Here is a 22,956-nt window from a genome sequence, read left to right as displayed (position 1 = left end):
TATGGTATCCTGGTTCTTTCGTTTACATAATGGTTTGCGCCCATTCCAGAGCGAGCGGGATCGCGGAATCGTATTTGCCGGAAATGAAGCTGGATCCTTCGTCAAGCGCGGCTTCAGGGTAGGAGGCTTTCAAATCGGTTATACAGTTTTGCGGCCCGCTGCCCGCGTTAATGACAAACGGGACGACGCGCTTGCCGGCCAGTTCGCCGTTTTTTTGCTTGGCGTCCAAAAATGTGAACACGGGCATTGGCGCGGTGCCGCACCAGTTTGGAAAGCCGAGGATGACGGTGGAGTAGCCGGCCAGATCGGGCAGCGGCTCGACGATGCCCGGACGCGCGTTGGAGTCAAGCTCGCGCAGCGCCTCGTTGACGCAGTCTTCCTCTTTCTTGCTGTAAGGGTGGACCGGTTTGATTTCAAATAGGTCGGCGCCAGTCATTTCCGCGATTTCCTTCGCGACTTTGGTCATGGTGGACTGGCTCGGGTTTTGACCGCCAAAATAGACGACAAGGGTTTTTTCCATAGGAGTACCTTCTTTCTTTTTTGATTTCACGTTTTTGAAAAAAGAGCATACGACGTACACTCTTTTCAAATGCTAATTGTTTTTCTCGGTTTTTTCAATATCCTCGTTGGTGACTTGCTCGCCATACAGGAAGCCCCAGGTGATAAATTGCTCTTTCATCGCGTCGTACTGGTCTTGCGGAACCGTGCCTTTGACGATGACGTTGTCGTTGAGCACGTACAATGTCACTTCGTGGTCTTCCATGTCGATGTCCTCGATTTGGGTCTGGTCGTCCGAGAAGGTCAAAGTCGAGCCCTCGTCCGTGTCCTGGTCGACCAGTTCGTCGTTGTAGAGCGTCTGGATTCCGGCTTTGGCGTCGGCGTCGTTGGCGAAGATGAAAAACTCGTAATCGGTTTTTCCTTTTTCGGCCTCGTGGATGGTGGCGTTCGTGATGCCGTCGCTGTCGAAATCCTTTTCGATTTTGAAGCCATCTTTTTCCAAATCGGATAAAATGCCGTCAATAACATCCGAACGGATATCTTCCCGTTTTTCTGTTTTTATTTGTTGTTTCTCTGCTTTTGTTTCCTGTTTCGCGTTTTCCGTGCCGGGCTTCGACGTCGAGGCCGGGGCGCTGCTGCATCCGGCCAGCATGAGGGCCGAAACCGCGAAAACAGCGATGCGTTTTGTATTCATTGGAATCTCTCCTTTTGTTTAATGCCATCATAGCATTTCAAATCGGGAAAGTTTAATGAAACACATCCACAAAAACTTTGTACAGCCAGACGAGCGCGCAGCCAAGCAGCAGTCCGCCCGCGATGTCCGTCAGCCAGTGCACTCCGCAAAGCAGCCGTCCGCATACGGCAAACGCGATCAGCGCGAAGCTGGCGACCGGGATCCAGAAGCTGAGCGCTTTGTTTTTGGGAAACAGCGTGTGGAAGGCGACGATACCGGTGCCGTAAATCGTGACGACCATCATCGTGTGCGAGGAAGGGTAGGATGGCTCCAAAATCCCGTTTTCCAAAACCGGGCGCATGTTGATGACGACGTGCTCGAAAGCGACGTACAAAACGGCCATCAAAACGTAAATGGCGGCCAGCGCGTAAATCGAAGGGTCGACTTTGCGCAGGCTTTTGCCGCGGATGAGCTGAACGAGTCCAAGTCCGGCGAAAAAGGCGCATTCCAAAAACGCGAGATACAATGGAATGTCGGTCAGCTTGTCCAGCAGTCCGGTCTGGCCCGTCCACGTATGAAAAGCGGTGTTGATGGCTGCCAGTCCAATCAGGCTGTTTTGCGGTCCTGCCGGCTGCACGTCAACGACGCAAAGCGCGGCAGTGAGGGCGAAAAAGAGCACGAACCACAGCAGACACCAGCACAGGTCTTTTTTTGTTTGGGTTGTCATAATAATCTCCTTTGCGTTCAACTTCTATTTAATCGCATTTTTGACTGGGATTCAAATGACACTCTAAAGAAAACGCGAAAAAACGAAAACTTCTCTTGACGAACCGGAACGCAATCGGTATACTCTTAAGAGTAATGAGGCCGTGGTGGAATCGGCAGACACGCTACTTTGAGGGGGTAGTGACTTCGGTCGTGTGCGTTCAAGTCGCATCGGCCTCACCATTTGAAAAGAACGTCGGACAGGTTCCGGCTTTTTTTATGCCGATTTTTCCGCTTTGGAAACCGTTTCGTCAATCTTAGGCGGTTGTTTCGAAAATCTTTCGATTTGGATGGTATGCTTTGACCATGAAAACAAAAACGTATCAACTTAAATCGACAGCGTATTTGAAAGAGCTGCTGTCCAAACCAAAAAAAGAATCGAAAGGGCGCTAGGCTATTTGTGGCTTTTCTTTCAAGTTTTGAAAAAAAAGTCCACTCCAAAGAGGCGTTTTACCGCAGGCATCCTACGCTTCCATGGCTCATCACAAAATCATAAGATGTTTTTAGGGTTTTCTCACATTTCATGTTTACAAACACCGATTCCGAGAGGAAACAGCCGGAAATGCTATGCTTAAAACAAACGAGGTGGAAGAGATGGAAGCGAATGAAAAGACGAGTGTGGATGAATGGCGATTTGGCAGCGTGCTGATGACGTTTATCTCGCTGCTGGCAGGCGCGGTGCTCATTCTTTGCGTCGTCGCGATCGCGATGATGGCCTGCAGCATCGTGCTCAACAATTCGATTTGGATCGCGGGATAAAGGAAAAGCGGAAGAAACCGTTAGCTGGTTTCCTCCGCTTCTTCGTAACGGGCGAAATTTTGGTCGTAAAGCCACGTCTTGGACCGGAAGGAAAAGAAAAAGCATACCGACGAGGCCGCCCACGTCAGCGGGTACACCCAGTACACGAACCAGATGTTGTGGAACAAGGCGCCGGTCACCATCAAAAAACCGATGCGCAACCCGCACCAGCAGGCGAGCATGACGTACATGGGCACGACCGGCTTGCCGCCACCGCGCAGCACCGCCGCCACCGCGTGCGAGTAGGCGAGCAAAAAGTAAAACCAGGCATTGCAGAAAATGCGGTCGGCGCCAAAGCCAACAACGGCGGGGTTGGAATCGAACAAGGCGATGATTGGCCTTGCGCCCAGCACCATGAGCAAGCCGATGAGCTCGGCGCAAACGACCGAGCAGAGGATGCCGAATTTCGCGCCGGCGTCGGCCCGCTCGAACTGGTTGGCGCCAATGTTTTGCGACACGAACGTGGAGATGGCCATGTTGAACGACAGGATGGGCAGAAACGCGAATCCTTCCACTTTCGAGTACGCGCCGCAGCCCGCCATCGCCATCGGGCCGAACGCGTTAATGTTGGACTGCACGACGACGTTGGCGATCGAGATAATCGAGTTTTGCACGCCGGTCGGCAAGCCGTAAGTCAAAATTTCCCCCATGCATCCTTTGTAGAAGCGGATTTTCAGCAGACGAATGTGGTAAGGCACGTTTTTGCGCAGCATGACGAGCAGCGACAAAAACGCCGAGACGAACTGGGCGATGATGGTGGCGTACGCCGCGCCGTCGACGCCCATGCCAAAGCGGGTGATGAACACGATGTCCAGCACGACATTGAGCACGGAGGAGACGATCAAAAAATAAAGGGGTGTCGTGGAGTCGCCGACCGCGCGCATGATGCCGGATAAAAAGTTGTACAAAATCAAGCCGAGCGAGCCGGCAAAGTAAATGCTGAAATACAAATTGGATTCCGCCAGCACTTCGGCGGGCGTCTGCATCCAGGCCAGCAGCAGCGGGGACAGCCACGTGCCAAGCGCCGTCAGCGCGATCCCGATCCCGATCGAGAGGGCGACGGTCGTGTAAATCGTTTCCTGCATGCGCTCGTACAGCCTGGCCCCATACAGCCGGGAAATCACGACGCCCGCGCCCAGGGACATGCCGTTGAAAAAGCCAATCATTAAAAAGATCAAATTGCCTGAGCTGGAAACGGCGGCCAGCGCGTGCGAGCCAAGAAAATTGCCGACGATCAAAGAGTCCGCGGTGTTGTACAACTGCTGGAAAAGCTGTCCGAGAAAGATGGGGAGAGCGAACAGCAGCATCTTTTTCCAGATGGCGCCTTCGGTCATGACGACTTGCGATTTGTTCAAATGAATCCCTTCCTTTCGTTGTCGATTCGTTCCTAATTATAGGCGGAATCGCAATTTGTGCAATTCCTGAAGTGCGCTTTATGTGGAAGAACATGGCGTTTTGCAGGAAAGTTCAGAAAAAAATGAAACAATTTACAGAAAACGGTGTAAAATAAAAACACATAAGAAAGAAAGGAATGTTGGTAGGAATGTTTCAAAATCAGGATTCGCTCAACGCGCTTTTGATCAACAAGAAAAAGGGAACAGCGTTTGGCAGCGGCAGGTCTATTTATAAATTGGTGTTTCAAACGAAGAGGGGCATCCTCAGTTTCCAAGTCGACGAGGAAAAGTACGATCGGGTGGCGGTCGGCAGCCAGGGGCGGCTGACGTTTGCGGGTCTGAAGCTGATTTCTTTTGGCAAGTGGATCGACGAGTCGCTTTTCTCCGCGTACAACCGGCCGGATCTTCCATGGCTTCGCTCGTAAGGGCGAAGCTTTTTTATTGCGTTCGCGCCGTCAAAATTTTAAAATACTGAAAGTAGGAGGATCAGTCAAATGAAAAAAGAAAAAAATCTACGTATATTTTTGTATGTAGTGACGATCTTGTCATTGATCTATACTTGTTTCACGGTATTCCAGGCGTATGGAACGTTCGCTTCGTACTACCAGGGCATGCCGTATGGTTTCATGGATATTTTCGCGTACGTGATCAGCTCGAGCTACGCGCCGATCTGCTTCACGCTCATCTTCTATGTGATGATCGCCGCGCTGGACATCTGGTGCGCCCGCGTGGAAGGAGCGGCCGCCACGGGCGCACCAATTCATTTTGACGAAATGAAGCACGACGCAGTCAAAGACGCGAAAGCCGTTCGCGACGACGCCAAAAAAGAGGCGCGCGAACAATTCAAAGACGAGAAGGATTTGACGAAAGCGGAAAAGGACGTCGCGAAAGCGGCAGTCGACACCGACAAGGATCTGGTCGACTCGTTTGTGAAAGCGCAGAAAAAATCGGCGCGTGAGCAAGATCTCGACCGGGAGGAGCGACGCGAAGTCGACGCGGTCATGCGCGATCAAAAAGAAGCGGCCCGTCAAAACAAGCGCGAGCAGGATCACGCGATCGACGAGGCGGCCCGCCAGACGATCAAGGACGCCAAAGCCAACGAAAAGGCCGTCGACAAGGCGGCGGACGAGGCGGTCAAAGACGTGAAGAAATCGCTTTAAACTATGGTTTACAACGATCAAGAAGGCATCCGCCTTCTTTTTTGCGTATAATGGAAAAGAAATAGAAAGAGAGGATGAATCGAATGAATGCCATCCGACTGCTTGCCAGGGAATCGAAGGCGATTCACAAATATTTCGCGCTGGCTGTTTTTTTCGTCGGAATCGAAACGCTTTTCGAAGTGCTGATTCCATTGCTGATGGCCGACATCATCGACCAGGGCGTCGTGAACAAGGACATGGGCGTTTTTGTTTCCCGGGGATTGGGAATGCTGGCGTGCGCCTTGCTGTCGCTGGCGACCGGCTTGCTGTACGCGCGCTTTGCGGCCAAGTCGAGCACGAAGCTGGGCCAGCTGCTGCGCGACAAGCAGTTCGCGCGCATCCAGCGTTTTTCGTTCACGAATCTGGATCGCTTTGAAACAAGCGGCATCGTGACGAGGATGACGAGCGATGTCACTGTCGTGCAAAACGCCATCACGAGCGGATTGCGGCCGCTGGCCCGCGGCCCGATCATGCTCGTGCTCGGGCTGGTCATGTCGTTTTTAATCAACGCCGAGCTGGCCTTCGTGTTTTTTTTCGTCTGCCCGGTGCTCGCGCTCATCATGGTGTGGATCGTTTCCAAAGTCGCGCCCCAGTATCCGCGCATGCAAAGCGCCCTGGACACGATCAACCAGGTCGTGCAGGAAAACCTGATCGCCATTCGGGCCGTCAAGGCGTTTGTTCGCGGCGACTACGAGCTTGAACGCTTCGACCAGGTCAACGACGAGGTCGCGTCCATCACCAGGCAAACGTTCCACTACGCCTTGTTCAACACCCCGGCGTTCCAGCTTTGCATGTACACGACGATTGTCGTCCTGATGGTTACGGGAAGCCGCCTGATTTTGGAGGGCCGGCTCGAAGTCGGCCAGCTGACGGGCATTTTGTCGTACGTTTTGCAAATTCTCAACTCGTTTGTGATGCTGTCGAACGTGTTTTTGCTCATGACGCGCTCCATGGCTTCCGTGCGGCGCATCGAGGAGGTGCTGCTCGAACCGCTGGCTGCCCAAAGCGAAAATCCCGTGACAACGATGCCGGACTCTACCATCGTCTTCGACCATGTCGACTTCAAATACGCGGCGGCCGGCAGGAAAAACGTGCTCGAAAACATCGACTTGACGATCGAGCCGGGCACGACGCTGGGGGTGCTGGGCGGAACGGGAAGCGGCAAAAGCTCGTTTGTTTCCCTCATCCCTCGGTTGTATGACGTGTCGGCGGGCGCGCTGACGATTGGCGGCGTGGATGTGAAAAACTACGATTTGGCGTTTTTACGCGACCAGGTCGGCGTCGTCCTTCAAAACAACGTCTTGTTTTCGGGGACGATTTTGGAAAATTTGCGCTGGGGCGACGAAAACGCCTCGATGGAAGACATCGAGCGGGTGTGCCGCATCGCGTGCGTGGACGAGTTTTTGGACCGGCTGCCTGAGGGGCTCGACACGCGTCTGGACCAGGGCGGAACGAACGTGTCGGGCGGCCAGAAACAGCGGCTGTGTATCGCGCGGGCCTTGCTGAAAAAGCCGCGGATCTTGATTTTCGACGATTCGACAAGCGCGGTCGACACCCATACGGACGCCAAAATTCGAAAAGGGCTCGCCTCGATGGAGGGACTGACGCAAATCATCATCGCCCAGCGCGTGCAAAGCGTGGAGCATTGCGATCAAATCATCGTGCTGGACGATGGACAAATTGTCGCCAGAGGGCGTCACGACGAGCTGCTGTCCGGCAGCGCGGTGTATCGGGAAATTTATGAAACGCAAAAAAAAAGGAGGCAGAAACCATGGCTAAGTACGGTCGTCCGCGGGATTTAAAGAAGACGCTCAAAACGCTGTTGTCGTATATGGGACGTCACGCGAAGCTGTTTCTTGTGGTCGGGATCCTCGTTTCGCTGGCGGGGCTGGCCAACTTGTTTGGCGTGTTCATGATCCGGCCGGTCGTCAACGCGCTGCCTTCAGGCGACTGGGACAAGGCGGTGCAAGGCATCGTGGCGATGGCGGTCATCTTTTTGATTGGCGTCTTGTCGTCGCTTGGCTATACGCAAATCATGGCGGTGGCCGCGCAGCAAGTCGTCAAAGAGATCCGGCACGACTTGTTCGCCAAGCTGCAAAAGCTGCCGGTCAAAGTGTTCGACACGACCGCGCATGGCGACTTGATGTCGCGCTTTACCAACGACGTGGACACGATTAGCGACGCGCTGAACAACTCGTTTGCGATGATGGTGCAGGCGTTCATTCAGGCGGCGGGCACGCTTGTGCTGCTGTTTGTGCTCAACTGGCGGCTGACGCTGATCGTTTTCGTGTTTTACGGCTTGATGATGGTGTATATCCAAATGGCGGGTACCAAAAGCAAGGCATATTTCGCGTTGCAGCAGCAAGGCCTGGGCGCGCTCAACGGCTTTGTGGAGGAAATGGTGTCGGGACAAAAGGTCGTGAAGGTGTTCAACCACGAGCAGACGAACTGGAAGGCGTTTGAGGAAAAGAGCGCCCGCCTTCAGCACGTGTCGCAAAAGGCGCAGGCGTTCGCCCAAACCATGGTGCCGATGGTCGTGTCGCTGTCGTATGTCAACTACGCGATCGTCACGCTGGTGGGCGGCTGGATGGTGCTGACCGGGCTTTCGGATCTTGGCTCGCTGGCGTCGTATTTGGTGTTCGTGCGCCAGGCCGCGATGCCAATCAACCAGTTTACCCAGCAGTCCAACCTTGTGCTTGTAGGCGTTTCGGGAGCGGAGCGGATTTTCGAGTTCATGGAGCAAAAAGAGGAAGTCGACGATGGCAAGGTGAAGCTGGGCGACGAGGAGGGCAAACCGGTTTGGCTCCATCCTAGAGCCGATGGCCGCATGGAAGTCGTTCCGGTGCGGGGCGATGTCGTTTTCGACCAGGTCGACTTTGGTTACACGCCGCGCCATCCGATTTTGAAGAACTTGTCGTTGTATGCCAAGCCGGGCCAGAAGGTGGCGTTTGTCGGCGCGACTGGCGCGGGCAAGACGACGATCACGAACTTGATCAACCGGTTTTACGAGTTGCAGGGCGGGGCGATCACGTTTGACGGCATCGACATCCGGCTCATTCAAAAGGACGATTTGCGTAAAAGCCTGGGCATCGTTTTGCAGGATACGCACTTGTTTACGGGCACGATTGCCGACAACATCCGGTTTGGCAAGCTGGACGCGACCAACGAGGAAGTGGAGCGGGCGGCGAAGCTGGCCAACGCCCACTCGTTTATCGAGCGGCTTCCGGATGGCTACGACACGATGATCACCAACGACGGGGCGTCGCTTTCGCAAGGGCAGCGGCAGCTGCTCGCCATCGCGCGCACGGCGATTGCCGATCCGCCCGTGCTCATTTTAGACGAGGCGACGTCTTCGATCGACACGCGGACGGAAAAGCTCATTGAAAAGGGCATGGACGCCTTGATGGAGGGGCGGACTGTGTTCGTCATCGCGCACCGGCTGTCGACGATTCGCAACGCGGATGTCATTATCGTGCTCGATCACGGTCAAATCGTGGAGCGGGGCAGTCACGACGAGCTGCTGGAAAAGCAGGGCATGTACTATCAGTTGTACGAAGGGATGTTCGAGTTGTCGTGAAAGAAACAAACAGAGTGGAAGGAATCGAATCCTTCCGCTTTTTTGTGAAACAGAAAAATCATTTTTTGTTTGCGTTTTAGGGGGAAATTGTTATAATCGGGATGAAATATTTCAACCCCGTCTTTCGACGGGTCATCCCAAAACGATCTTTCCATGGAAATCCTAAATAGAAAGGAATTTCTTGTTCATGTCCAACAAAGACATCACCCAAAAGGCGCTTCTTCGCGTCCCCGATGTGTTCGCCTCTCTTGTGAACCTGCTTTTGTTTCACAACGCGCCCATCATTTCTTCGAATCAGATTCGCTATCTTGACATTCCCAGCCATTTTGTATTCGACGACTCCCTTCACGACTTGTACCGCGACGTTTGCGCTATGATTCTCGATAAACAAGGGAACCCGCTTTTTATCGTCTGCTTTGAAAACCAGATTTGGCGCGACTGGACGATGCCTATACGCGCCTTAGGCTATGGCGACACCCTCTACTTTTGGCAGCGAAGCCAGATCCTTCACAAATCGAAAGCTCCATTCGAGATCCCTCTTTCCCGTTTTATTCCGTGTGTCATATTTGTTCTGCATTATGGCGACGATGCCTGGAACGCCAAATCCTTGGATGATTTGACCCGGCTTGAGAAGACGCCCTTCTTGAAACCCTTCGTTTCCGGTTATACAATGAATTTAGAAAACATCGCGTGGTGGAGCGAGGAGAAAATCGCGTCGATTCGAAGTGATTTTCGGATCATCGCGGACTATTGCGCGCAAATCCGGCGCAGCCGGAAGAAGGATCCGGACCATCCGATGTACGAACCTCCAAAACAATGGAAAATCGAGCATGTGGAGGAGACGCTGATGACGCTGGCGGCTTTTTCCAATGACAGGAAGCTGACCGAGGCGCTGTATGTGTATTTGGAACAATTTGATTTATACGAGCGAAAGAAAGGAGGGATCACGATGCGGAGTGTGATCGACTATATTGAAGAAGAAGCTTATTTGAAATTTGAAAAAAAAGACAAGGAGTACAACCGGCAGCTGAAAGAAAAAGACCGTCAGTTAGAGGAAAAGGACCAACGGTTGGAAGAAAAAGACCGTCAAATTGACCAAATGATTTCCAGATCTGTCGTCTCGGCTCAACGCCTTATGGCCAAACAAGGGCTCACCGCCGAACAAGCGTGCGACCTGCTTGGATACGACGAGGAATTTCGCGCGATTGTGCTTCCATACCTTGTTAGCTGATTAAGCAAGACAGGAGAGCGTAGGACGGATAATATTGAAATCCGCGCGAAGATCCATGATCATTTCATCGCCTGTCTTATGAATGAAGTAAGGAGTGGAAGAAAATTCGATTCTTCCACTTTTTGTGCGGGAAAAGGAAAAAAGAAGAAGACGCTTCTGATTTCGCATCTTCTTCTTTCCAATTTCCGTTTTTTTATCGTTTGATGTCGTAGTTCATGTCCATAATGTTGCGGATGAGTTGCTCGTCGTCGATGATGTTGGCATCGCCGTGGATCGTGTGCTTGATCACGCTGCTGGCGACCGCGAAATCGACCATGTCCTGCGCCGGGAAGTTTTTGATCATCGCGTAGATGAGGCCGCTGGCGAACGCGTCCCCGCCGCCGACCCGGTCTAAAATGTGGAACGAGAACTGCTTGCTTTCGTAGGTGCGTCCTTCATACCACATGTACGCTTTCAAGCTGTTTTCACTCACGCTTGGCGCCGTGCGCACGTGGCGGGCGATGCATTTTAAATTTGGATAGCGCTCGACAAAATGGCGGAACACGGCTTCCTGCTGTTCGAAGCCTGGCTGCAAAGGCACGCCGTCCTTCCAGTCGCCTAAAGACGGGTCGCTTTCGTCTTTCCACAAATGGTAAGGCTCGATGCCAAAGAGCACGTCGACGTACGGCAGGCATCGGGTGCAGAAGTCGCGCGCCTGCTCCCATGTCCAGAGCGTGGAGCGAAAGTTGCCGTCGAAGCTGACTGTCAGGCCTTTCTCTTTCGCGGTTTTCAGACAATCGAGCACGAACCGGGCGCAGCTTGGCGACAGCGCGGGCGTGATGCCGCTCAAGTGCAGCCAGTCAAAGCTTTCCAGCAAGGAATCGAGATCGACGGTGGAAAAGTCGAATTCGGAAATCGCGCTATGCTTGCGGTCGTACGTCACCTTGCTTGGACGGATGCCGTATCCGGTTTCCAAATAATACGTTCCCAAACGGTGCGAGGGCGTTTGTTCCGGTGTCGAGAGCAGGACGGGCGTGCAGTGCACGTCGTTGCTGCGCAGCATGCGGATAGCCGCCTTGCCCAGGCTGTTGTCGGGGACGACGGAAAAGAACGTGCTGTCGACGCCTAAATTGGACAGGGCGAGAGCGATGTTCGCCTCGCTGCCGCCATAGTTGGCTTCGAAGACGTTGCTGACGACGATCTTGCCATAGTTGGGCGGGGTGAGCCGGAGCAGGATTTCGCCCATCGTGATAAATTTTGCGTCTTTTTTTGAGTTCATGAATACCTCCTGCAATTTATTATAGAACACCAGTATCGGAAAAAGATGGAAAAATCGTGGATTTTATGGTCAATAAAAGAAAAGTGTTTTCGAATCCGGATCTATTGCTGTAAAATAATTATTGAAAGGAAAAGGGTTGAATGATGAAAAAGAAAACAGGATGGCTCATTAGTTTGGCAATGATTGTTTTTTTGACCGCGTACGTCGCGGACGGGAAAAAAAGAAACGAAAACCCGGTGCCGGATTTACCTGGGACGTTTCAGCAGGCGGACTTTCCGAAAGATTTTCTTACGTTTTACGCCCAGGAGGACGCGTACGAGTACATTTCCCAGTCCGAGTACACGACGACAGGCGGGCGTTACACGTTAAAGGGAACGACGATTGTTTTCGAGGACGGCCCGCTGGCCCGGCAGGAGGCGACGATCGAAAGGGACGTGCTCACGCTGGGGAACGTCGTTTTTCACAAGGTTTCCCAGTTGCCGACGCAAATCGGGTATGAATGAGACGGATGGAAAGAATGGTTCTTTTTTTGGCTTATTTTTCTTATAATATTATAAATAAAGTAAAAATGATTGCTGGATACTGATATCGTTTTGTAAAATAGGAAGCAGAAGAAGAGGAGGCTCTTGTCATGAAGAAAATGTTTCAAATCGGATGGCTGGCGTCCATCGTGTTGTATATCGGCTGCGTGCTGCTCATGCAAAATACCTTGTTTCAGCTGTTTTCGCTGCAAGGGGAAGTGAGTCAGGAAATGATGGCGCAGATCCAGACGAATCAAACGATTTTGGCGACGGGAAAATGGCTTCTGCTAGTCCTTTCACTCATCGGGTTTGGCTGCTGCGGCATGCTGTCGCTGCAAAAGCGGACGTATTTGCTTTGGGGATTGCTGACTGTCGCTGGCGAAATCGTCTTTTCCGTCGCGTACGCCAAGTGGATGACGGGCGCGTCGCTGACGTTTGTGGAAGCGTACCAGTTCCAGCCATGGTTCTGGATCGTGCTTTTGGGCGCGGGAATTTTGTTTTATGGAGTTGGAAAGCGAGGAAAAATCCATGAATAACTCAATCGTTTTAGGCGTTGTCATCTTCGGGCTGTTTGTCGCCTGCGGCGCGTACTTTCTCATACAGTACCGCAAAAACAAAAACAGCGATCTACGTTCAAGAAACACGTGGTACGTGTTTTTCCCGGACAAGAACAATGCGCCGGATCTGACGCAGTCGAAATCGTTGAACAAGTTTGGCAAGTGGATGAAAAACGGCACCCAGCTGTATTCGGTTGGCGGAACGGACACGCTGACAAAAGAAGAGCTGGAGAAAGCCGTTCAAAAGGAATGTAACGGCGTCCCGTTCGAGATTTCGAATACGGCGGAATTGTACACGTCTTCGGTCGTTCTTTGAGGAATTTAAAAAGAGGAGAGGGAAAAATGGAGCGATGGAAGAAGGGAATCCCGGTTTTGCTCGCGGTTTGCGGCTGGGCGCTGGTGCTCATCGTTATCGGTCGGGCCGCATTTGGAAAGCAAACGGGAATCATGGAATTGACATTCGCGCAGTGGAAGACAAAAGATCTTTCGGATTCGTTTCTTTTGATTTCAAAAGACGACTGCCCGCATTGCGGCAGCTTCTATAAAGGACTGGACGAGGTGCTTGAGAAAGACCGGAGTTTGCTCGTTTTCTATCTCGATATGAGCGCGTTGACAAAAGCCGAGAAGGAGGAAATCGCCGCGACGTATGTGATCGAGCGGGTCCCGACGCTGCTTTATATTTCGAAAGACGATGAGTCGGTTCGGCTGAACTGGGACCGGAGTCCCGAGTCCATCCGGCGGTTTGTAAAAAGGTATCAGACATGAGAAAACGACGAAGGAGAACCGGCTTCGGACTCGCTCTCCTTCTTGTCTTCCTGCTTGCGGACTGTGGAGGAACAAAACGGTTTGATATTGTGGATGGGGCGGATTTTTACATCCTTGGCTACGATGGCGTGACCGGGTATCGAATGGATAACGGACAACCGGTGCCCGTCGCGCAAACGGAAATGAAACTTGTGAAAAAAAGCGTCAATCCACTCGTGCACCGGGCAGAGTTCCATGAGCGGTATGTCGTGTTTTTCGACGAGGCGGGCCGGGTGGTTTCGGTCGATTTCCACGAAGGAAAAGTTCGTTTTCAAAAAACGAAGCATGGCGCGTGGACGACGGCCGGTTCGTCGAACGACAACTATTTCGCGTATACGAATGGCGTGGCGGTGTTTACGCCCGAGCTGAAGGAAACGGACTATGTGAAGTTGGAACCTTCTGTCCTTGTGAACGATTTTCAAGTGGCGGACAATCCGTTTTTCATGACTGGTTCGGATTTGCAGGAAAGCGTGGACGAGTTTGGAAACCGGGTGTTTCAAAACCGCCTGCTGCAAGGAAGCGTGCAGGATGGAAAGCTGACGATAGAAAACCGGGGCGCGCTCGAAAACGGAGCGTACTGGTTTGGTGATACGCTTGGTCAGGGCGATGTGTTTTATTGCGTTTGTCTGGGCTGGACGGATCCGGCGACGCGGCAAAAAGTGATGGAAGGTTCGATGTTTCGATACGATATCGGTCAGGGAACGGGCGAATTTTTTCCGATCAGGGAAAGCGGACCCTTGGATTTGTACGACGTAGGGGAAAACCGGCTGGCGATCACTCACATGTTTCGGTTTGGCTTCACGTTGTTTGATCAAACGACGGGAACGAGCTCGTTTGTCGAGCTGGAAGAGCAGGAGGAGCGGATCATGGATATTCATCGTCTGGACGCCGATCGTCTGCTGATTTTATCAGAAACAAGGTTGCTTGCCTACAATTTGAACACGGGCGCGATTGATTTTGCGATGCCGTGCGATTCGAAGACGGGAACGGCGTTCCATGTGTGGGTGGCGAAGTAGAAAGAGAAGGGAAGATGGACATAAAAAGAGTTTTGATCGCGCTGCTCGCGCTGGGGTTGGCAGGATGTGGAAGTCAGTAGCCGGCCGATATTGCGGAACTGGATGAGTGTATGCAAAAAAGCGCAGATGCCGACGCGCTTGTGGTGACGGTGGAAGATGGACAATCGAATCCGCTTTCCACGTTGTTAAACTGGAAGGAAGGCGAAACGCAATACGGAGCGTGGACGTTTGTGAAGAAGGGGGATCAGGAAGTCAAGGCGGAAAACACGTTTGTCGAACTGGTTGAATATCGCCCAGCCGAACAAAAGTCGATTTTTGCCCGGAAGATTGGCGACATGCTGGCGGTGGAAGGCGTCAATGAAACCGATCATCGAGGTCCTCTTCCCGAGAAAGCGATGCTGGAGGGCATCCTCGCGCCGGCCGTGGTGGAAGACAAAGATTCGATCGCGTTGGCGGAAGGCTGTGAATTAAGCAAAACAAGTTCGGATACGTATGAAATCCAATCGGAAGGATGGAAATATACGGTTCAAATGGACGACGAGGGGAAGATCGAAGAAATCACCGTGTCGGATCCGGAAGGGGTCGTAAAGAGCGCGAAATTCGCGTATTCGCTTTCGGGACCGGAAGAAAAAGAGAAAAACCCGATCCAGGCAATCTTAAACAAGGAAGATCTTTCGGAAGGCGCTCTTGTGGATGATTTTTAAAATGGAGAAGAAGGAAAGAGAGGTCAATGCGACATGACAAGTGTTTTATTTTTGGTGGCGGGGGCTTTGATGGTCTTGGTTTGTAATTGGGGGAGCATGGATGTTTCGACGACGCTTCGGGCGCTCTACCCGATGGTGAATATCGTGGTGCTCGTGTTGGCAATCGCGGCGTTGAGAAAATACGACAAGACCCGTTACACGCCTTATATACTGATCGTTTCATTGATTGTGTATGATGTGGCGACTTTGTTTTTTTACCAAATCGCATGGTTTACGTATGTGGCGCAAGTCGTGGTGGTCGGGGCGTATTTCCTGTATGGAAGATGGAAGAGGAGAATGGTATGAGCGAAAACATGAAAATTTATGACGATTCTTTTGAACTCGAAGGTGTGACGTATTCTTTGAACGCGATCAAAAAGGTGACGATTTTGAACGAGGACGCGAAATACAAAGGCAAGACGAAGCCGTTCACCCATCAGGTGTTGAGCGGGGTGACGATGTTGATGCCTATCGCGGGCAACCCGGCCTTGTACGTTGGATTGCGCATTGTTTTAAATGACGATTCGATGCAGCATGTGTATGTGTCCCAAAAGCCGGTTCAAATCAATTCGGAAGCGTACTTTGCGGACCGGAAGGAAGCCGAAAAACTGATGGAACAACTGACGAAGGACGCGCCGTCTTCGGTTTTGCGAGTGGAGAAAAACGATCCGATTTTGTAGAAAAAGCTGGAATCAAAACCAGCTTTTTTAATGGAAATTAAAGTCGAATTTCAAATAGGAAACAAGCTTGTCCTGCGCGTCCAGAGCGCTGGAAAAATCGTTTTGCGATTTATAGTAGTCGGTCAACAAAGAGTAAAACGGAATTTCCAGTTCAACCGCCCGGAAGTCTGGAAGCAGGGCAGTGATTTCATAAGATAAAGAAGCGATGTCCGGTTCCTAATCCAAAACAGCCAGCATGAGCTCCATAAACAGTCCAATCAGAACGGCGCGTTCTTCCTCAAAATTCTTTTCAAGAAACTCGGTCGCGTATTGCCTTGCCAGATCAAACTGGTGCAGGCGATAGTTGGAGAAGGCGAGGACGATGTAAATGTCGGGGAAGGTGCTTCCTAAAGAGAGCGCCTGCATCGCGTACGCAAGGGCTTGTTCATCCTTCTCCTGTATGAATAAACACCAGGCGATATTATCGTAAAGAGAGGTCTCTACAAGATTATTTTGAATTTGGTCCTTTCTTGATAATAGATTTGAATAAATTAAATTGGCGCGTGAATAAATTTTAAGCTTTAAGTAGAGATTCGCTTTATTCATTTGCACTGTAACAAGCCGTCGATAGGAACCTGATTTCTGTAGATTTGTTTCAGCCTGTTCGATTATTTCTAAAGCAGAATAGTAATTATGGCAATTATTAAAACGGTAAGCCAAGTGATATTCAACTAAACCGAGTAGATCGGATTGATTAGATTGTTGAGCGAGTGCACGAGATTTTTGAAGTAATTTGATTTGATATTGAGTGATTTCAATGTTTTTAGTATCTTCTATAATTCCATATAAATCATAAAGAACTGCTAAATAATCGGGACTCAAAAAATAATTAATCTCTAATATTACTCGTATTTGTTCCATTGTCCCTTTTCCATTAAACATTTCATAAAATGATTCAATCATTTTGTAGTGAAAGTAAGCTATAGAATTTTTGTTATCCTGATTATCGAGATATTTTTTAATTCTATCTGTTTTATCAAAGTAGGATAGGTTAATAAACTCTTGCACGCAGAACTCAAGTAATTGTTCTGCTTCAGCTAATTTCGAAATTTTTTCATTGAAATTATAATCAGGATCAACTTTATTAAAGTAGTTGATACATTGTCGAAATGTTCCATAATCCATATTTTGTTGTCCGGACTCCATTTTTGATAGGGCAGGAGCACTAACATGAAGCATTTTCGCTAAATCTTTTTGGGAAATCTCATAATATCTTCTTAAATCATGAATATAAGCGCCATAAAAGCGTTCTTTGTCGTATTTTTCTTGTTTATTTTCTTTAAAAAACCTCATTTTAAAAATTTTGAATTTCGAAAGAAATCCATTCCCTTTCTTTTGCGTAAATTCTATCATATTCATAACAAAGAAAGGAAAAGATATTATGAAAAATTAAATTTTTAATTTAGCCAGTTAGTGATATAGAGGAGGAAAATATGCAAACAAAAGGGAGAAAAATGAAGAGTTTTTTGATTGCAATGATTGCGCTGATTTTGGTTGGATGTGGAAGTCAGTCGCGGCTTGATATTTCGGAATTGGATAAATGTATTAGCAAGAGCACGGATGTAGATTCACTTGTAATTACAATTTCTGATAAGCGATTGAACTCACAGGCGACGATGCTGAACTGGAAGGAAGAAGAAACGCAATACGGGGCATGGGTTTATGTGAAAAAAGGGGATCAAGAAGTCAAAGCGGAAAAAACGATTGTCGAATTGGTCGAATATCGCCCAACAAAACAAAAGTCGATTTTTGCTCGGAAGATTGGCGATATGTTGGCTGTGGAAGGCGTTAATGAAACTGATCATCGAGGCCCACTTTCAGATAAAGTGATTTTAGAAGGAATCCTCGCGCCGGCTGTGGTTGAAGACGAGGATTCAATCGTATTTGCAGAAGGATATGAATTAAGTAAAGAAAGTTCTAATACCTATGAAATCCAACCTTCGAACGAGGAAGGATTCAAATATATGATTCAAATGGACGACGAGGGCAGAATCGAAGAAATCACCGTGTCAGATTTAGAAGAGGTTGTAAAAACTGCGAAATTTGCGTATTCCCTTTCAGAATCGGAAGAAAAAGAGAAAAGCCAGATCAAGGAGATTTTAAACCTGAAAAATATTTCAGGAGGTTCTCTTATAGATGATTTTCAAAATGTATGATAAACAAATGATGATATTTTGATGGATGGACTTGAAAATAGTGCGATGTACTGAAGAGAAGCTTTGATTTAGCGTAATCAGAAAAAGATTTTCAGAATGAATCAATAATCCAAGATTGAAATAGAATGCTTCTTAAATTTATATCCTATTGCGGCGGTAAAAGTTACTAAGAGGGGCAAAAGTGGAGTTAATATTCTAACTCTGCTTTTTACTACATAAATTGAATATTGGGAGCAATGAATATTTGATAGAGATATATTTTACGTGTAGAATCAAAGAAGGAGATAAAAAATGAACAGAATATTTAAATATAAGTATATAATTAATCGGAAATTCATAAAGAAAACGCTTTTCATCCAGTCTTTTCTGGTGTGAACAGGACGGTGTTTGGATCACTTTTTTGTTGGAATCAGAAAGGTAGGTGCATGGTATGAGAGCGATGTCCCGTTGGAAGGAAATCCTCTATTTTTCACGAGCGCCAATCGGTCAATACGTCGTATTGATCGGCACAATGATGTATTTGGCGTTTTTTAATATTTTGTTTTCGATGTTTGTGCAAACAGGCATCAACATGGTGACCGGCGGTTTTGTGGATTCAAGGTTTATCGGCTACACGCTGTTGTTTTGCGCGGCCAGCGGCGGCTACGCGGTTGCCGGGTATTTGTTTGGCGTGTTTCAGGAAAAGGTCGTGCAAAGCATCGCGCAAACGAACAGGAAACGAGGGATGGAGCGGGTGCTGAAAGCGCCGTATTCGACGTTTGAACGGTACGAGAAAGGGGATTTGCTCACGCGCTTGTTCGACGATTGCGACCAGATTTCCCAAATGGTCGTCGTCAATATGCTGCCCGCGATCCAAATCGCGCTTTCGATCGTGTTCGGATTGGGCTACGTCCTCTACTACAATCTTCAAATGGGCTTGTTCACGCTGCTTTGGGTGCCGTTTTTTTACTTCGTGAACCAGCGGTGCGCCAGGCAGGTGCACACGTCCTTTACGCGCATGCAGGAAGCGGAGTCGAGCATCAAAAGTTTTGCTGAAAATCTTTACGACAATAACGCCGTCACCCGGTTGTTCGCTCTGTTCCAGCCGCTTTCCCAAAAACATCAGCGTCTGTTTGCGAAAAAGTATGAAAACGCGGTCCGCAACGCGAAAGCGATGGGCAGGATGGTGTCGCTCACCGAAGCGGGTGTGCGGCTGCTCGAAATTTTCAACTTGCTCATTGGCGTGTTTTACGTCGCGCAAGGCAGTCTTGCCATCGGCACGCTCATCGGGATCTGGAACGTCACCATCGGCACGATCGCGTATTCCGTCGCCGATCTGCCCAACATGCTGGGCGGGCTTTCGATGCAAAGCGCCTCGCTCGAACGCGTCCAGGAAATCATGGACTGGCCGCAGGAACAAGGCGGACAAACCGTTTCATTGAAACGCCCCGACACGCTCGTTCTCGACCACGTTTCGTTCTCCTATTCCAACGCCCAACCGCTGTTTCAAAACCTCGACGCCACGCTAGACGCCAAAGCCATCAACTACATCGTCGGCCCGAGCGGAAGCGGCAAGAGCACGCTCATGAAACTCGTGTTGTCGTTGTACGCGCCCGATACCGGCACGATTCGCCTGGCCAATCTTGAAGGCCCCACCTTGCGCCAGGCCGTCGCGTACGTGCCCCAGGGCCGATCCCTGCTGCACACGACAATCCGGGACAACCTTTGCCTGGGCCGTTCGCTCGATGAAAAAGAACTCGATTCGCTTTGCGCCCGGGTCAACATGGACACCGTCATTCAATCGCTGCCGAAAAAATACGACACGATCGTCGGCGTCGACCACGACTTTTCCGAAGGGCAGGCGCAGCGCCTCGCCATCGCCCGGGCGATGGCCGCAAACGCCCGCCTTGTCGTCATGGACGAGCCGTTTTCCGCGCTCGATCCGGACAACATCGCCCGGCTGGCCCATATCCTGCAAGCCGACACGTATCCCGGGACGGTTTCCTTGTTGATTTTGGGCGTGTTCCAGTTTAGTCTCGCGCTCGTGTACGGCTTTTTGAACTCCGTCGTCTTCACACTGATCATTTTAGCCGCCTCGTCCATCGCGTGTTTTTTGCCCGCCTTATTTTTAAAGCACATTGAAAAGACGCAGGAAAACAAGCAGGCCAGCGACGCCGGCGTGCGCGACTACGCCTCGTCCGTACTCGACGAAGTGCCGATGATCAAATCGTTTCGCGCCGAAAACCACGTGGCCGAAGGATTTGACGAACGCGTGGAAACGTATCGCCGCCACGCCATCGCTAACCGGAAAAAAGAGGAAATGATGAACTCCGTCAGCGTCGGCATCGGCTATTGCGTCAACGCGATGTGGATGATCGCGGGCATCTATCTGATCGCCAGACACGTCATCACGATTGGCGTGTTCGTCGGCTTCATTTCGCTGTCGATGGAATTGAGCTGGCCGTTCAACGAGCTGTCCCGCCTGCTTGCCGGCTTGTCGCGCGCCAGCGTGTCCTACACCCGGCTGTATTCGAATGAAAAGGCGGAAAGCGGGACAAAAAGAAATCCCGAAGACTTGCCGGCCGACACGCTCATCCAGGCGTCCCACGTCTTTTACACATACGACGGAAAAAAAGACGTCATTCAGGATCGGAGCCTGACGCTTCACGAAGGAGAGAAACTCCTGTTCGCCGGACCAAGCGGCGGCGGAAAGTCGACCTTCCTGAAAATTCTTTCCGGCCTGTACACGCCTCAAAAAGGCGCGGTGCGACGCAAGGAAGGGCTTCGCGTCGCGTATGTGCCGCAAACTCCGTCGCTGTTTTTGGGAAGCATCCGGGAAAACATCCGCATGGGAAATCCTGACGCAAGCGAACAGGACATGGTTGAAGCCGCCCAAAAGGCGAACATCCACGATTTCATTGTCCGGCTGCCCGACGGCTACGACACGCATTTGGATGGCCTAGGAAAACAAAACGTGTCCGAAGGCCAGCTGCAACGCATCGCGATCGCCAGAGCGCTGCTCAAAAAAGCCGACGTGTACTTGTTTGACGAAATCACGTCGGCGCTGGACGAGGAGAGCGAAGCCGCCATTTTGGCGACGATCCGCTCCATCGACGCGGCCGTGGTGATGATTTCCCACAAACCGCGCGTCATCGACGCGTTCGACCAGACGATTGAATTTGAATGAAAGAGGGAAAACGATGAAATTTCAAACGACATGCACGCTTTCAAAGGAAGGAACACTCGCGCAGGCGCTACGCCGCATCACGCCCGCCGAATGGATCACCATTGGTTTCTTTCCGTTTTGTTTTTGGTTTTAAGCATCGACACGTTTCTTGGCTCGCTCGACAGCAACGTCGCCATCGGCTGTTTTCTGCTCGTCGTCGGGATCGTCTTTTTAAGCTGGGGCTTGTACCGGTTTGTGCGCCCCGCTTACGAAGTGGTAAAAAAGCTCGACGACATGGGCGAGCCCGGGACGCAGCTTGTTTTTCAAATCGACGAAAACGGGCTTCGTATCGAAAAGAAATGGGACGGGAAAGATGTGACCGAAAGCTTTCCGTTGCGTGACTTTCAGCGCTACATCGACCATCCGTATTTTCTCGAACTGCTCGACAAGGAGAAACCGTTCGTGTTTTACACCGGCTCCTTGTCGAAAAAGGAAAAGATGGATTTGATCGCTTTTCTTGAACAAGCGGGGATTCGAAGAAGGTGAGAGCATGAACGAAAAGTTTCAATGCGAATACGCCATCGACAAACGATGGGCCGAAGCGATGTTTTGGCGGCGCGTGCCCGTCCAGACCGTTTTGGCCAGCGCGCTCTTTCCGCTGGTTTTGTTTGGACTGGCGTGGTATGTGAAGGCTGCATGGCTCAAGATCCTTTGCCTGCTTTGCGGACTCGGGCTCGTCATCTGGAACGTCGTCGCCATTGGCAAACAGGCCGCAAAGGAGATCCAGGGTAGCGGGCATGTCGAGGTGACGATCGAAAACGACGAGGTGCGCTCGGTGCTGACGCTTGAAAATCAACCGGAAAAGCGCGTGACGCAGCCGCTATCGCGGTTTGGCGCGTTTCGGCAAAACGGGAAATGGCTGCTTTTGGAAGGCACGGACCAGCCGGGCGACCTCTATGTTTGCGGCTCCTCATCCGAGCTGCATAAACTGGAGGCCTTGTTCAGAAAACGGGGGTTGATAGAGCGTTCCGGCTGGAAAGACACGCTGGGAAAAGGACTGGCGCTCGTGCTGCTGGTCGCCGGATTCGCGATGGCCGTCTCGACGCTTTTTCCGGACCGAACCGGTGCCGGCGCCCTGATGGCGTGGGAGAAACAAGGCGGGTACACCGTCCATACCCGATGGATGCAAACGGATGTGGACGATCGGGACGTCCAAACGGCTTCCGTATGGATCGACGGGGATCGTCTTTACCGCGTGGAGCGTGGGGAAAAAGACGGGGAAACGACGCAAATCGAGCTGTCCCGCTTTCATGACAATACAGAAAAAGTCATTCGCCTGGACGCGAAAGGAAAGGTCAAATTGATCGAGGAAGCCGAGATTGCGAAAACGGATTTCTTTTTCGCGCCCGTTTTCCAGACGTGCTGGGAAATGTTCGAGCAGGATATGAGAGGAAATATAGAACTGAGTCCCGCGTTTTCGTGGCGCACAGAAGGAAACCAAACGGTCGGGGAACTGCGCGATTTTGAGCACTGGACGCAAAGACGGCTGCGGCGTGAAAAGGCGGCCTACACCCAAAGCCAGCTGAACGCCATGAGCCTGACGGAGCGGATGGAACGGTTCTCGACAAGCCGGTTCGTTCCGGTGTCCGTGACGTATACGCTGGATGCTCAGGAGGGGTTGATGAGATCCATCGCGTTCGACGCATTGATCAATGGAAAACAAGGAAAGACGCAAGAGCGGGGAACGATCGACTTCGAGCCGCTGGCGCTGCCGGAAGATGTCAAAGAGGAAGTGGAAGCCGTTTTTGAACAGGACGTTCGCCATGGCGACAGGATGCCGGCGTTTTCGTGATGAAGGAAAAGGCAAAAAGCCGGGACGCCATCGAATAAAGGAGGATGGCG

General features: G+C 50.9%; 24 protein-coding genes and 1 tRNA gene. 19 read left to right on the top strand and 6 right to left on the bottom strand.

Features of this window, described 5'->3' with window-relative positions; genetic code table 11:
• Positions 1-22: 22 nt before the first annotated feature.
• From E5336_RS02725 to E5336_RS02715, 3 genes are all read right to left on the bottom strand, one after another.
• The gene (locus E5336_RS02725; RefSeq protein WP_135979561.1) at positions 23-520 is read right to left on the bottom strand and encodes a flavodoxin; all 498 of its coding nucleotides are present in this window, start codon (positions 518-520) and stop codon (positions 23-25) included.
• A 72-nt stretch (positions 521-592) separates the two neighbouring features.
• Positions 593-1,192, bottom strand: coding sequence for a hypothetical protein (locus tag E5336_RS02720; RefSeq protein ID WP_135979560.1), 600 nt, complete (start codon positions 1,190-1,192; stop codon positions 593-595).
• 52 nt (positions 1,193-1,244) lie between these two features.
• The gene (locus E5336_RS02715) at positions 1,245-1,898 is read right to left on the bottom strand and encodes a phosphatase PAP2 family protein (protein WP_135979559.1); all 654 of its coding nucleotides are present in this window, start codon (positions 1,896-1,898) and stop codon (positions 1,245-1,247) included.
• 136 nt (positions 1,899-2,034) lie between these two features.
• Here E5336_RS02715 and E5336_RS02710 point away from each other — a divergent pair.
• Together E5336_RS02710 and E5336_RS02705 are read left to right on the top strand one after the other, a co-directional pair.
• Positions 2,035-2,119: transfer RNA gene (locus E5336_RS02710), tRNA-Leu, on the top strand.
• Positions 2,120-2,503: 384 nt separating this feature from the next.
• Positions 2,504-2,695 carry a hypothetical protein gene (locus tag E5336_RS02705; protein ID WP_135979558.1) on the top strand — a complete coding sequence of 64 codons (192 nt, stop codon included), beginning with the start codon at positions 2,504-2,506 and terminating at the stop codon, positions 2,693-2,695.
• Between the two features lie 20 nt (positions 2,696-2,715).
• Here E5336_RS02705 and E5336_RS02700 read toward each other — a convergent pair whose 3' ends face one another.
• Complete coding sequence (locus tag E5336_RS02700; protein ID WP_338400913.1) at positions 2,716-4,089, bottom strand: MATE family efflux transporter; 1,374 nt, start codon at positions 4,087-4,089, stop codon at positions 2,716-2,718.
• Positions 4,090-4,277: 188 nt separating this feature from the next.
• Between E5336_RS02700 and E5336_RS02695 the strand changes: the two genes are divergently transcribed.
• The 5 genes from E5336_RS02695 (at position 4,278) to E5336_RS02675 (ending at position 10,135) form a co-directional block, all read left to right on the top strand.
• A complete protein-coding gene (locus E5336_RS02695; protein ID WP_168353523.1) occupies positions 4,278-4,553 on the top strand; it encodes a DUF2500 domain-containing protein in 276 nt (91 codons plus the stop codon).
• 69 nt (positions 4,554-4,622) lie between these two features.
• Positions 4,623-5,288 (top strand): hypothetical protein, encoded by a 666-nt coding sequence (locus tag E5336_RS02690; protein ID WP_135979555.1) that lies wholly within the window; start codon positions 4,623-4,625, stop codon positions 5,286-5,288.
• Between the two features lie 74 nt (positions 5,289-5,362).
• The gene (locus E5336_RS02685; RefSeq protein WP_277820751.1) at positions 5,363-7,129 is read left to right on the top strand and encodes an ABC transporter ATP-binding protein; all 1,767 of its coding nucleotides are present in this window, start codon (positions 5,363-5,365) and stop codon (positions 7,127-7,129) included.
• Positions 7,099-8,904 (top strand): ABC transporter ATP-binding protein, encoded by a 1,806-nt coding sequence (locus E5336_RS02680; protein WP_135979554.1) that lies wholly within the window; start codon positions 7,099-7,101, stop codon positions 8,902-8,904. Before E5336_RS02685 ends, E5336_RS02680 begins: the two co-directional genes overlap by 31 nt.
• A 187-nt stretch (positions 8,905-9,091) precedes the next feature.
• The gene (locus tag E5336_RS02675) at positions 9,092-10,135 is read left to right on the top strand and encodes a hypothetical protein (RefSeq protein WP_135979553.1); all 1,044 of its coding nucleotides are present in this window, start codon (positions 9,092-9,094) and stop codon (positions 10,133-10,135) included.
• 193 nt (positions 10,136-10,328) lie between these two features.
• On the opposite strand, the gene E5336_RS02670 is transcribed toward E5336_RS02675, so the two are convergent.
• Positions 10,329-11,393 (bottom strand): sugar kinase, encoded by a 1,065-nt coding sequence (locus E5336_RS02670; protein ID WP_135979552.1) that lies wholly within the window; start codon positions 11,391-11,393, stop codon positions 10,329-10,331.
• A 140-nt stretch (positions 11,394-11,533) separates the two neighbouring features.
• Here E5336_RS02670 and E5336_RS02665 point away from each other — a divergent pair, with 140 nt between their 5' ends.
• From E5336_RS02665 to E5336_RS02630, 8 genes are all read left to right on the top strand, one after another.
• Entirely contained in the window at positions 11,534-11,896 is a 363-nt protein-coding gene (locus tag E5336_RS02665) for a hypothetical protein (RefSeq protein WP_135979551.1), read from the top strand.
• A 128-nt stretch (positions 11,897-12,024) separates the two neighbouring features.
• On the top strand, positions 12,025-12,450 hold the full coding sequence (locus E5336_RS02660) for a hypothetical protein (protein WP_135979550.1): 426 nt from the start codon (positions 12,025-12,027) through the stop codon (positions 12,448-12,450).
• Positions 12,443-12,787 carry a hypothetical protein gene (locus tag E5336_RS02655; RefSeq protein WP_135979549.1) on the top strand — a complete coding sequence of 115 codons (345 nt, stop codon included), beginning with the start codon at positions 12,443-12,445 and terminating at the stop codon, positions 12,785-12,787. The genes E5336_RS02660 and E5336_RS02655 overlap by 8 nt, the downstream gene beginning before the upstream one ends.
• 26 nt (positions 12,788-12,813) lie before the next feature.
• On the top strand, positions 12,814-13,236 hold the full coding sequence (locus tag E5336_RS02650; RefSeq protein ID WP_135979548.1) for a thioredoxin domain-containing protein: 423 nt from the start codon (positions 12,814-12,816) through the stop codon (positions 13,234-13,236).
• Positions 13,233-14,291: a hypothetical protein gene (locus E5336_RS02645; RefSeq protein WP_135979547.1), complete on the top strand. Its 1,059-nt coding sequence runs from the start codon at positions 13,233-13,235 to the stop codon at positions 14,289-14,291. Before E5336_RS02650 ends, E5336_RS02645 begins: the two co-directional genes overlap by 4 nt.
• Before the next feature lie 110 nt (positions 14,292-14,401).
• Positions 14,402-14,995: a hypothetical protein gene (locus tag E5336_RS02640; RefSeq protein ID WP_135979546.1), complete on the top strand. Its 594-nt coding sequence runs from the start codon at positions 14,402-14,404 to the stop codon at positions 14,993-14,995.
• A 33-nt stretch (positions 14,996-15,028) separates the two neighbouring features.
• Positions 15,029-15,340 carry a hypothetical protein gene (locus E5336_RS02635; protein ID WP_135979545.1) on the top strand — a complete coding sequence of 104 codons (312 nt, stop codon included), beginning with the start codon at positions 15,029-15,031 and terminating at the stop codon, positions 15,338-15,340.
• The gene (locus E5336_RS02630; protein WP_135979544.1) at positions 15,337-15,714 is read left to right on the top strand and encodes a hypothetical protein; all 378 of its coding nucleotides are present in this window, start codon (positions 15,337-15,339) and stop codon (positions 15,712-15,714) included. The genes E5336_RS02635 and E5336_RS02630 overlap by 4 nt, the downstream gene beginning before the upstream one ends.
• A 216-nt stretch (positions 15,715-15,930) precedes the next feature.
• On the opposite strand, the gene E5336_RS02625 is transcribed toward E5336_RS02630, so the two are convergent.
• On the bottom strand, positions 15,931-17,106 hold the full coding sequence (locus E5336_RS02625; protein ID WP_168353522.1) for a helix-turn-helix domain-containing protein: 1,176 nt from the start codon (positions 17,104-17,106) through the stop codon (positions 15,931-15,933).
• A gap of 80 nt (positions 17,107-17,186) precedes the next feature.
• On the opposite strand from E5336_RS02625, the gene E5336_RS02620 reads away from it, so the two are divergent.
• The 4 genes from E5336_RS02620 (at position 17,187) to E5336_RS02605 (ending at position 22,906) form a co-directional block, all read left to right on the top strand.
• Positions 17,187-17,909: a hypothetical protein gene (locus E5336_RS02620; protein ID WP_135979542.1), complete on the top strand. Its 723-nt coding sequence runs from the start codon at positions 17,187-17,189 to the stop codon at positions 17,907-17,909.
• 430 nt (positions 17,910-18,339) lie between these two features.
• Positions 18,340-21,075 carry an ATP-binding cassette domain-containing protein gene (locus E5336_RS02615; RefSeq protein WP_135979541.1) on the top strand — a complete coding sequence of 912 codons (2,736 nt, stop codon included), beginning with the start codon at positions 18,340-18,342 and terminating at the stop codon, positions 21,073-21,075.
• A gap of 90 nt (positions 21,076-21,165) precedes the next feature.
• Positions 21,166-21,600: a hypothetical protein gene (locus tag E5336_RS02610; protein ID WP_135979540.1), complete on the top strand. Its 435-nt coding sequence runs from the start codon at positions 21,166-21,168 to the stop codon at positions 21,598-21,600.
• Between the two features lie 4 nt (positions 21,601-21,604).
• The gene (locus E5336_RS02605; protein WP_135979539.1) at positions 21,605-22,906 is read left to right on the top strand and encodes a hypothetical protein; all 1,302 of its coding nucleotides are present in this window, start codon (positions 21,605-21,607) and stop codon (positions 22,904-22,906) included.
• The last annotated feature ends 50 nt before the right edge of the window (positions 22,907-22,956 follow it).

It is taken from the genome of Dubosiella muris, from assembly GCF_004793885.1.
GTDB lineage: Bacteria > Bacillota_I > Bacilli_A > Erysipelotrichales > Erysipelotrichaceae > Dubosiella > Dubosiella muris.
The sequence above is the reverse complement of the archived record's forward strand: the minus strand, read 5'-3'. Positions and strand labels throughout refer to the sequence as shown.